11 protein-coding genes are annotated in these 9,941 nt (G+C 42.0%); 9 read left to right on the top strand and 2 right to left on the bottom strand.

Features of this window, described 5'->3' with window-relative positions; translation table 11 throughout:
* Both KGF65_RS13625 and KGF65_RS13620 read left to right on the top strand, forming a co-directional pair.
* Positions 1 to 573 (top strand): class I adenylate-forming enzyme family protein (locus tag KGF65_RS13625; protein ID WP_216748623.1); only part of this gene is annotated, 573 nt, incomplete at its 5' end.
* Between the two features lie 26 nt (positions 574 to 599).
* Positions 600 to 1,040: an acyl-CoA thioesterase gene (locus tag KGF65_RS13620; protein ID WP_181185310.1), complete on the top strand. Its 441-nt coding sequence runs from the start codon at positions 600 to 602 to the stop codon at positions 1,038 to 1,040.
* A gap of 80 nt (positions 1,041 to 1,120) precedes the next feature.
* Here KGF65_RS13620 and KGF65_RS13615 read toward each other — a convergent pair whose 3' ends face one another.
* Positions 1,121 to 1,420: an FMN-binding protein gene (locus KGF65_RS13615; protein WP_050338208.1), complete on the bottom strand. Its 300-nt coding sequence runs from the start codon at positions 1,418 to 1,420 to the stop codon at positions 1,121 to 1,123.
* A 259-nt stretch (positions 1,421 to 1,679) separates the two neighbouring features.
* Between KGF65_RS13615 and KGF65_RS13610 the strand changes: the two genes are divergently transcribed.
* The 6 genes from KGF65_RS13610 to KGF65_RS13585 all read left to right on the top strand — a co-directional run bounded on the left by KGF65_RS13610 (position 1,680) and on the right by KGF65_RS13585 (position 7,915).
* Positions 1,680 to 2,726: a DUF871 domain-containing protein gene (locus KGF65_RS13610; RefSeq protein WP_105923480.1), complete on the top strand. Its 1,047-nt coding sequence runs from the start codon at positions 1,680 to 1,682 to the stop codon at positions 2,724 to 2,726.
* Positions 2,727 to 2,732: 6 nt separating this feature from the next.
* Complete coding sequence (gene murQ / locus KGF65_RS13605; RefSeq protein ID WP_082230201.1) at positions 2,733 to 3,623, top strand: N-acetylmuramic acid 6-phosphate etherase; 891 nt, start codon at positions 2,733 to 2,735, stop codon at positions 3,621 to 3,623.
* Between the two features lie 14 nt (positions 3,624 to 3,637).
* Positions 3,638 to 5,134 carry a PTS transporter subunit EIIC gene (locus KGF65_RS13600; protein WP_101874231.1) on the top strand — a complete coding sequence of 499 codons (1,497 nt, stop codon included), beginning with the start codon at positions 3,638 to 3,640 and terminating at the stop codon, positions 5,132 to 5,134.
* Between the two features lie 39 nt (positions 5,135 to 5,173).
* Positions 5,174 to 6,022 (top strand): MurR/RpiR family transcriptional regulator, encoded by an 849-nt coding sequence (locus KGF65_RS13595; protein WP_050338211.1) that lies wholly within the window; start codon positions 5,174 to 5,176, stop codon positions 6,020 to 6,022.
* 11 nt (positions 6,023 to 6,033) lie between these two features.
* Positions 6,034 to 6,522 (top strand): PTS glucose transporter subunit IIA, encoded by a 489-nt coding sequence (locus KGF65_RS13590; RefSeq protein WP_216748624.1) that lies wholly within the window; start codon positions 6,034 to 6,036, stop codon positions 6,520 to 6,522.
* Positions 6,523 to 6,709: 187 nt separating this feature from the next.
* Complete coding sequence (locus KGF65_RS13585; RefSeq protein ID WP_101874229.1) at positions 6,710 to 7,915, top strand: MFS transporter; 1,206 nt, start codon at positions 6,710 to 6,712, stop codon at positions 7,913 to 7,915.
* A gap of 50 nt (positions 7,916 to 7,965) precedes the next feature.
* On the opposite strand, the gene KGF65_RS13580 is transcribed toward KGF65_RS13585, so the two are convergent.
* Complete coding sequence (locus KGF65_RS13580) at positions 7,966 to 8,895, bottom strand: LysR family transcriptional regulator (protein WP_105919578.1); 930 nt, start codon at positions 8,893 to 8,895, stop codon at positions 7,966 to 7,968.
* A gap of 144 nt (positions 8,896 to 9,039) precedes the next feature.
* Between KGF65_RS13580 and KGF65_RS13575 the strand changes: the two genes are divergently transcribed.
* Positions 9,040 to 9,930 (top strand): shikimate dehydrogenase, encoded by an 891-nt coding sequence (locus tag KGF65_RS13575; RefSeq protein WP_050338215.1) that lies wholly within the window; start codon positions 9,040 to 9,042, stop codon positions 9,928 to 9,930.
* Positions 9,931 to 9,941: the final 11 nt, after the last annotated feature.

The following is a 9,941-nucleotide window of genomic DNA, read 5'->3' as shown; positions in this document are numbered from 1 at the left end:
CATCAAAAAATCACGCAAACTAATCAGGAAGGTCGAATTATGGCAAAAGGGCCAGTTGTGTTTTCAGGGTATTATCATGATCAAGAACGCACGGACCAAGTTTTGAGCCCTGACGGCTGGTTAGATACTGGCGATATTGGTCATTGGAATGCAGATCACGCCCTTGAGGTAGATGGTCGTAGTAAGGATATTATTATTCGTGGCGGGGAGAATATTCCAGCGTACGTCGTTGAACGAGAATTGCAACAGTATCCAAATATTAAGGAAGCTGCAGCTGTTGGCATCAAGGATAAGCGACTAGGTGAGTTGATTGGGGCATTTGTCGTATTAAGTGATCCTAATATTTCGGTGACACTTCAACAAGTTAAGCAGTTTTTAGCTGAGCATAATGTCGTTAAAAAAATTTGGCCAGAACGATTGATTATTGTTGATAAGCTACCGAAGACGAGCTCTGGTAAGGCTAAAAAGAGAGTGCTCATCGCATTTCTTAAATCGCATCCTTCTAGTTTTTATCGCCCGATGCATCTTAGTAGTGGTGATGACGGCTGGGGCGTAACAAGTATGGATGCTTAATCAAAATCATAAAGATGGTGATATTGATGGATAATTCGTTTTATCAAGTTGAATCTGGGGATTTCTATGTTGAGCCTGGTATGCTAAATCATTTGAAAATTTTACATGGTGGCGTGTTGTTGAAGCAATGTGATTCGACTGTTGGACTATTAGCTAATGAGTACACTCATTCAAGAGTATTAACGGTCGCTATCAAGCAGTTCAATTTCACTAAACCAGGTCATGTTGGCGATCATATCTGGTTTCGAACAACCCTTCTAAAAACCAGTCGGCATACGATGACGTTCTTTACAGAGGTTTTGAAGCGTGACATAGATAACAATGCTGAAAAAGTTGGTGAAGGCGTTCTGATCTTCGTAGCTGTTGATGATAAGTTACGGCCGATTGAGGTCGCACCCTACTACATTAAGGATATGACTCAGCAGCGTGACGTTGAACAATTAATAATGATTAAACTAAAAGATTAATGCTAAGAGGTTTAGACGTGTTATATATGAAAAATGCTGTCGTGTTTGTGATTACACGACAGCATTTTTGAGTTTTAAAGTTATTGATGGCTATATTTGCTGACAGAATCAGGCATTTGATCAATGACGTCGGTAAGCGCATCAACTAGTCCATCACTTGTAACCGTTGCGCCAGTGACAGCATCAATATCAACGGTTTGTTGAGTTAAAATTCGGTCGACAACTTTAGGAATTGCTTCTTTTTCAAGTCCGTGCAATTTGGTTCCAGGCTTGACCGTAATTCCCGTGATTTTATCCTTAGTGAAGGTTATTGTGATTGGCAGATCATGCAGATAACCATCAGCAATGATATGGTAACTACCGGCTTGGTATTTGTCCATTTAAAGTTACTCCCTTCTGCTGGAACGCTTTCATTACTTTAATCGTAGCACGGAATATGGCTAGCAATGATTGGTTTTAACTATCAACTCATAGTAACTGTGAATTACTAATTACGATGAGTGACCGTGTGTCTTTGTGTCTAAATCGGAAATTAAATTACATAATAATGGTCAAAAATAACTTTTATGTTGTAATTTAATTACAACAATGATATATTTAATGGTGATGAAAGCGTTACCAATGTCAGGAGGCTGAATAATGTTAGGTTTCTCGGTTTATCTAAATCATGATTTAACAAACAACCAAATCAATTTGATTGAGAATATGCAACAATCGGGTTTTAAAGGAATCTTCACCTCGTTACATATTCCGGAAGATGATGAGCAGGCCTATTTACCACGCTTAAAAGAATTGGGAGGCTTATGCAAGAAACTAAAGCTTAGCTTAACAGCCGATATTTCAGCTGATGGCTTAAAAAAGATGGGGATTGAGCTGGATGATATTCAACAATTAGCCGAAATTGGATTGACAGCGTTACGTGTCGACGATGGCGTCTTGATGTCCGATGTTGCCAAACTTTCACGACAAATACCAATTGCACTGAATGCTAGTACGATCAGTGCTGAGGACGTTGCTGAATTACATCACTACCATGCGAACTTTAAGCAACTGGAGGCCTGGCACAATTATTATCCGCGACCAGAAACAGGCCTTGATGATGATTGGCTAAAAGCAAAGAATCAGTGGCTAAAGACGCAGGGGTTCACCACGATGGCTTTTGTGGCCGGTGATGAAGATTTACGTGGTCCAATATATGCAGGCTTACCAACGCTTGAGTCGGATCGATCTGAGCATCCATTAGCTGCAACCTTGAAACTGATCAATCATTTAGCTGTCGATAAGGTTTATATCGGGGATGCGGGGTTGAGTAAACGTGTGCGTAGTCAATTTGAAGCGTATTTTAACGGTAATACGGTTCAGCTAACTGTTCAGTCATCAAATGAGGCATTGTTTGAGTCGGATTGGCATAATCGACCGGATGTTGCCAGAGATGTGGTTCGATTAGTAGAAGGTCGTCAGCGATTCACAGCTGTATCGCCGCTGCAAACAGCTTCGCGACCACGTGGTGCCATTACAATTGATAATGAACGTTACGGCCGCTACGTTGGAGAATTCGAAATTGTGAAGAAGACATTAGCTGCGGATCCACGAGTCAATGTTGTTGGCTGGGTTGTTCCTTCAGACTTAGCATTATTACCGTGGATTGGAAGTAACTGTCCAATTCGGTTTATTAAGAAAGGATGAGGTAAGTTGGATTTAGAAAAATTAACGACTGAAACGCGTAATCGGAAAACGATGTCGCTAGATACACTATCAGTAAAAGAGATGTTGACGCTAATGAATCAGGAGGATCAGCAAGTCCCGTTGGCAATTAAGCAAGTTTTGCCACAAATTGAAAGCGCCGTTAATAGCATCGTTGTGAATTTTAAAGCGGGTGGTCGTTTAATCTATATGGGCGCAGGTACTAGCGGACGTTTAGGGGTGCTGGACGCTGCAGAGTGTGTGCCAACTTTTGGTACTTCGCCTGAGATGGTACAGGGATTAATCGCTGGTGGCATGTCCGCGATGACGGTTGCAGTGGAAGGCGCAGAAGATTCATTGGAGCTGGGTAAACAGGACCTAATCGATTTGAAGTTAACTCCACATGATACCGTGGTCGGGATTGCCGCCAGTGGTCGTACCCCCTATGTTATCGGTGGGCTAGATTATGCCCATACGGTGGGCGCGATGACAATTAGTATTGCTTGCAATTCAGAAGCAATTATCAGTCAACATGCGCAAATTCCAATTGAGGTCGAAGTTGGCCCTGAAGTGCTGACGGGATCGACTCGTTTGAAATCGGGGACGGCACAAAAGTTAGTGTTGAATATGCTTTCGACTGCATCAATGGTCGGTATCGGTAAAGTATACAAGAATTTGATGGTAGATGTTAAGCCAACAAATGAGAAACTAGTCGAACGTGCCAAGCGGATTATCGTACAAGCAACTGATTGTTCCTCAGATGACGCTGCAAATGCATTTGAAGTTGCCAATCATGATGTAAAGTTGGCCATTGTTATGGTCTTGACGGGAATGAGTAAGGATGAGGCTAGTCAGCGATTAAATCAGGCACATGGTTTTGTTCGACAGGCAGTTAATTAAAAGGAGGGTGCATTATGGCTGAAGACAAGTACACACGAATAGCTAATGGTATTTATGCGAATGTAGGTGGACCACAAAATATTGCGAAGCTGATTCATTGCATGACAAGGGTTCGGATGACGATCCGGGATGACTCATTAGTAGATATGGATGGATTAAAAGCCATCGATGGTGTCATGGGGGTTGTTCAAGAAGACACGCTTCAGGTGATTGTGGGTCCAGGAACAGTTGATAAAGTCGCTGACATCATGGTCAAACAAGTTGGTGTTGGACTTGGTGAACCATTTCCAGATCCAAGTACTTTTGTAGATGATACGACTGACGCTAAGTCGGAACATCAACGAGATAAGGAAATGGTTGAAGCCAAGGCCAAGGAAGTTCATGCAGCACAAAAGGCCAAGATTAAACAGACACCGGTTCGAAAAGTATTAAGTGCTATTTCTAGTATTTTTATTCCTTTGATTCCAGTATTCGTCGGTGCCGGGTTAATTTCTGGGATTGCTTCGATTTTGTCCAACATGATGTTAGCGGGAGATATTAGTAAGAGTTGGACGGATTTCATTACCGTGCTAAAAGTTATCAATAGTGGCCTTTTCTCATATCTGGTGGTTTATGTTGGTATCAATAGTGCGACTGTTTTTGGTGCCACAGCCGGATTAGGTGGTGTGATTGGTGCGGTTACACTGTTGACGGGGGTTACTCCACAAGCGCCAATCCACAATATCTTTAATGGACAAGCACTATCAGCTGGTCAAGGTGGTATTATTGGGGTCATTTTTGCCGTTTGGGTCTTATCAATTGTTGAAAAATGGTTGCACAGAGTTGTTCCAGATTCAATTGACATTATTATTACGCCGACGATTGCGTTACTAGTTATTGGCGTCTTTACGATCTTCTTGGTTATGCCGATTGCGGGAGTTATCTCTAATAGTTTGGTCGGTGCTATTCAATGGATCTTGAACGTCGGTGGGGCAGTCTCTGGCTTTGTTCTAGGGCTATTCTTCCTACCGATGGTTATGTTTGGGTTACATCAAATTTTGACGCCGATTCATATTGAAATGATTAATAAACTTGGTATGACGCCATTATTGCCTATTTTAGCTATGGCTGGTGCGGGACAAGTTGGGGCTGCCCTTGCCCTTTGGATTCGTTGCCGGAACAATAAACAACTATCGAACATGATTAAAGGGGCATTACCAGTTGGAATTTTAGGTGTTGGCGAACCCTTAATTTATGGGGTCACGTTGCCATTAGGTCGTCCATTTATTACTGCATGTATCGGTGGTGGTATTGGTGGTGCTGTTATTGGTGGCTTAGGCAATATTGGTGCCACAGCAATCGGTCCCTCTGGTGTCGCCTTAATTCCATTGATTGCCAATGGTCATTGGTTAGGCTACGTCATTGGTTTGTTGGCTGCTTACGCAGGTGGATTTGTTGCAACGTACTTCTTTGGCATTCCAAGTAGTGCTAAAATTGCAAAGGATAAGGAAGGCCATGTGATTGAAGCATAGTCGACCAATCAAGTAAGAAAGCTTGGGAGGGCGCCGACGATGACGAGCGTTGTATATATGATTCACAATAAATTGACTAATTTTTCTAAGGCGGAACAGAAGGTTGGTCGCTATATCCTAGATCATACGAATGAAGTGATACAAATGAGCACCGCTGAACTGGCTACTGCTGCAGGTGTTAGTACGGCCACAGTTGCTCGTTTTGGACAGGTGATCATGCCTGACGGTGGCTATCCAGCGTTAAAATTACGTTTATCGGCGGAAGGTAATGTTGACCAAACGCTATATGACGAAATCAATCCTCAGGATAGCTTAGAGGCCATAAAGTCAAAATTATCAATGAGAATGGCACACACCGTGGAGGAAACCAGCCGTGTGTTAAGTGACAAAGCGCTACGTGCAGCAAATCAATTGATTGCTGAAAAGAGTAGCATCTATCTGTATGGCCTGGGGGCTTCGGATGTTGTTGCAACTGACTTTGAACAAAAATATATTCGAGTTGGTAAAGCAGTTATTCATTCTCAAGACACGCACTTACTAGCAGTTGGGATGACCACGCAGGCAGCTCAATCAGTACTGTTTCTCGTTTCAAACTCTGGTGAGAAATCTGAAAGTATCCAACTTGCTAAATTAGCCAAAGCAGTCAAAGTTCCAGTAATTGCGCTCACTCGGAATGCAACTAGTACGCTAGGGAGCCTAGCAGATGTGGTGTTGATCAATGACGACAGTGAAGAGAATCAAACTGCGCGGGCTGCTGCGACGACTTCGGTAGTTGCTCAGTTATATGTCGTAGATTTGTTATATTATACCTTCATTGCTAATGATTATGACCAACATATCAAACAACTCGTTTCATCTCGGAGTGCAATTAATAAACATTTTAATTAGAAGGTGTAACTGTGTTTGGATTTAAAAAGAAGAGTAAATCTGTAAAATTGAACGCAATTGCCAGCGGACAGCTTATTTCAATCACGGCAGTAGCAGATGACGTTTTTGCCCAGAAGATGATGGGGGATGGCTTTGCAGTTGAACCGAACGATGGTGAGATCACTGCACCAACAGCAGGAAAGATTGAATCCGTTGCAGATACGAAGCACGCGATCATGATGACGACAACGGATGGCTTAGAGATTATGCTCCATCTAGGCTTAGATACTGTTGAACTAAATGGCGCTCCTTTTGAGACACATGTCAAGGTGGGAGATACTGTCGCATTAGGAGATCCGCTAGTTACGATGGATTTAGAAGCTATTCAAGCAGCTGACAAGAAGACTACCGTGATGACAGTTGTGACGAATATGGATGATGTTGAAAAAATGGATGTCATTCCGAATCAAATGGTCACAAAGAACGATGCTGTTGCGACAGTGACGGTGCAGTCTAAATAGTTATTCAACTATTGGCGTTCATATGCTAATCCTTTGAAGGCCCGTTCATCCGATTCAATCGGTGCACGGGCCTTTAGATTATCAACTGTTGAAAAGCGCTTTCATATACGGTACAATGACTAGTTAATAGATGAGCAAAACCACTTTGTTACTCAATTCAAACTATACAAGGCAAAGGTTGACTCATATGACATCAACAGAACGGTTTAAAACAACAATTTGTTTGTATCATAATTACCTTGTCCACGGGATGGCAATAGTCATCTTAGCTCAGAATATGACTGTGTTAAGTCAGCAATGGCATGTCAGTGATGCTGGAGTTTCTCTGGTTATTTCTTCGCTAGGAATTGGCCGGTTGCTCGTCCTCTATCTGGCTGGAACGTTTTCTGACCGGCTGGGGCGCAAATTATTTGTGCAGATTGGGATATTGACTTACACGTTATTCTTTATTGGTATTATTGTTTCTCCGAACATTATTGTGGCCTACTTTTCCGGAATTTTAGCAGGAATGGCTAATTCTTTTTTGGATTCTGGGACTTATCCCGCGTTAATGGAACTTTACCCAAAGCGGCAGGCAACGGCGAATATTATGATTAAGGCGTTTGCGTCTATTGGGGAGTTGCTTCTTCCAATTATTGTGGCAGGCCTTGATCATTTTGAGCTGTGGTATGGCTGGTCATTTCTGCTCTGTATTTTTTTGATGGTGGCTAATTTTATATTCTTACGACTACGAGATTTTCCAAAATTATCGACGCTTCCAGCCAGTAATCAGGATACAACATCAACGGAAACCGCAAGCAAGCCTGGATTAACGCTGAAAAAGCTGACTTTGGGAATTGTATTGACGATCTTTGGTTATATCTCCATGGCGACCTTTTACTTAGTGAGCCAATGGTTGACGAAATACGGCAGTGATGTGATTCATTTAAATCTGGTACATGCACGTATGCTTGTGAGTGTCTACAGTGTTGGCTCAATACTAGGCGTGGTTGTGACCGCGGTATTAGTGGAGCGGATTATCAAGCCAGTCTGGTTCATGCTGATCGACACAATAGTCTCATTGCTGGCATTATTAGCGTTAACGTTGATTCCGACGTGGGGTGTTGCACTAGTTAGTTCGTTTGTGATCGGATGCTCCGCAGCTGGCGGCGTCATGCAGCTGGGATTGACGATCATGAGTGATACATTTCCACGTGCGAAAGGTCGAATTACCGGTATATACTACACGGCTAGTGGTCTAGCTTCATTTACGATTCCGGTGTTTACGGCGTGGATTTCGCAATATGGGATTCATGATATTATGTGGTTCGATGTGATGATTGCGGTTATCGGTGTCATTTGCAGCATCGTGGTATTGGGAATTGGTCGTGAAAAAAGAAGTGTTACAGCTTAAAAACGTCAAAGAGGTTAAGCAGCCTCTTTGGCGTTTTTAGGTTCCGATAATTAAATCATCCGTTCGACTTGTGTGTAATGTTGCCAACAATAGCTGCGACTGAATTCTTCAAAGCGATTAACGGACGGTGTGACAAAGTGATTACGTTTACTAATCAGATAGATTTGGTGCCGTAATGGCTGATCGGTGAGGTGCTTTAGTGTAATACTGGACTGGTCTAAAAGTGGTAAATAAGGCATCAGTGCAACACCAAAATTATAACTGACAAAGCCAGCCATCGTGTGGTCTTCCTCGACTTCATAAGCAATTTTAGGTTCAACATGGGCATCCTTCAAAATTTGGTCAATCAGTGGTCTCAAGCCACTGTTATGCGAAAAACAAATCATGGGGTAAGGTTCTAAGTCTTTAACGTGCAGTTCCGACTGCTTGGCTAGGGCATGATGACTTGGAATAGCCGCAACGATTTCTTGTTGAACTAATGGGATGAAGTCAAAGAGTGTGTTGGTTGGCTGTTCGCCTAACTTTTCGACATTTGAAGCCAAAACGAGATCATATTTTTCATCTGCTAATTCTTCTAGTAATTCTGTTGAGTTTCCTTGTCCTAGTTCGAAGGTAATGGCGTGATTCTTATCATCGGTGTGGAACTTGGTCATTAATTCGGGGACTAGTTGCTGCCCAAGTGTATAAGTGAAGCCGAGTTTGACATGACCAGTATCAGGGTCCATAAGTTGTTTGACGAGCTCATTACCTTGTGATAAATCGCTTAAACTCGCAGTAATATACTTCAAATAGACGGCACCAACTGGTGTCAAACGAATATTTCGGCCGTCTGGTTCGAATAAAGGGACACCAAGTTCACTTTCTAATTTTTTAATGGCGTAACTTAGCGAAGGCTGTGATATACCAAGGTTTTCAGCTGCTTTTGCCATGTGCTGAGTTCGTGCCAATTCTTTGAAAAATTCCAAATGTCTTAGATTCAATACGTGTGATACCCCTTTCATTCATAAAAATATTTAATCAATATAGCAACGGTTCTATATTTATTATATTAAAGCATTTTGTTAAGATGACAAGTGAATTGAGTAACAAATATTAAATAATATAAATTTTAGGAGTGGATTAACATGACAGAACGTATCGATGGACACACATTATTAATTGGTTTGATGGCTTACCCGATTCGCCATTCAATGTCACCAACAATGCATAATAATGCTTTTGCAAAGTTAGGATTGAACTACGCTTACCTTGCTTTTGAAATCGATAACAAAAAGTTGCCTTCAGCAATTGAATCAATCCGTACATTGGATATGCGGGGCTCAAATGTTTCAATGCCGAATAAGCAAAAAGTATTGCCATTACTTGATAAGTTAGACCCAGCTGCTGAAATGTGTGGTGCGGTTAACACGATTGTTAATGATGATGGCGTTTTAACCGGCTACACAACTGATGGGATCGGCTTCATGAAGTCACTTGATGATGAAGGAATCAACATTCGGGGACATAAAATGACTTTGGCTGGTGCCGGTGGTGCTGGGACTGCGATTGCAGTTCAAGCTGCCTTAGATGGTGTTAAAGAAATGTCAATCTTTAACTTACACGATGCTGAATGGGAAAATGCCCAACATAATGTTGACTTGATTAATGAACGGACTTCATGCCACGCCACATTACATGCCCTAGAAGATCGCGATGATTTCAAGAAAGAAATTCAAGATTCATTTATTTATACCGATGCTACCGGTGTTGGTATGAAGCCACTTGAAGATAAGACTTTGGTTGATGATCCAAGCTGGTTACGTAAAGACTTAGTTGTCTTTGATACGGTTTATGCACCACGGACAACAAAATTAATGAAAGTTGCCCAAGAAGCAGGCGTTGAACATGTCTTTAATGGTTTAGGCATGATGCTAGAACAAGGTGCAGCCGCTTTCAAGCTTTGGACTGGAGAAGACATGCCAGTTGATTATATTCGCCACATTCTATTCGATGAAGATGCTGCAGCACAAAAATAAGTAGGAGGTTG

Origin of the sequence: Lactiplantibacillus sp. 30.2.29 (assembly GCF_018991255.1) — a bacterium.
In the GTDB taxonomy this organism is placed as follows: domain Bacteria; phylum Bacillota; class Bacilli; order Lactobacillales; family Lactobacillaceae; genus Lactiplantibacillus; species Lactiplantibacillus pentosus.
Note: the sequence above shows the minus strand (reverse complement) of the source record. Positions and strands in the feature narration are given on the sequence as shown.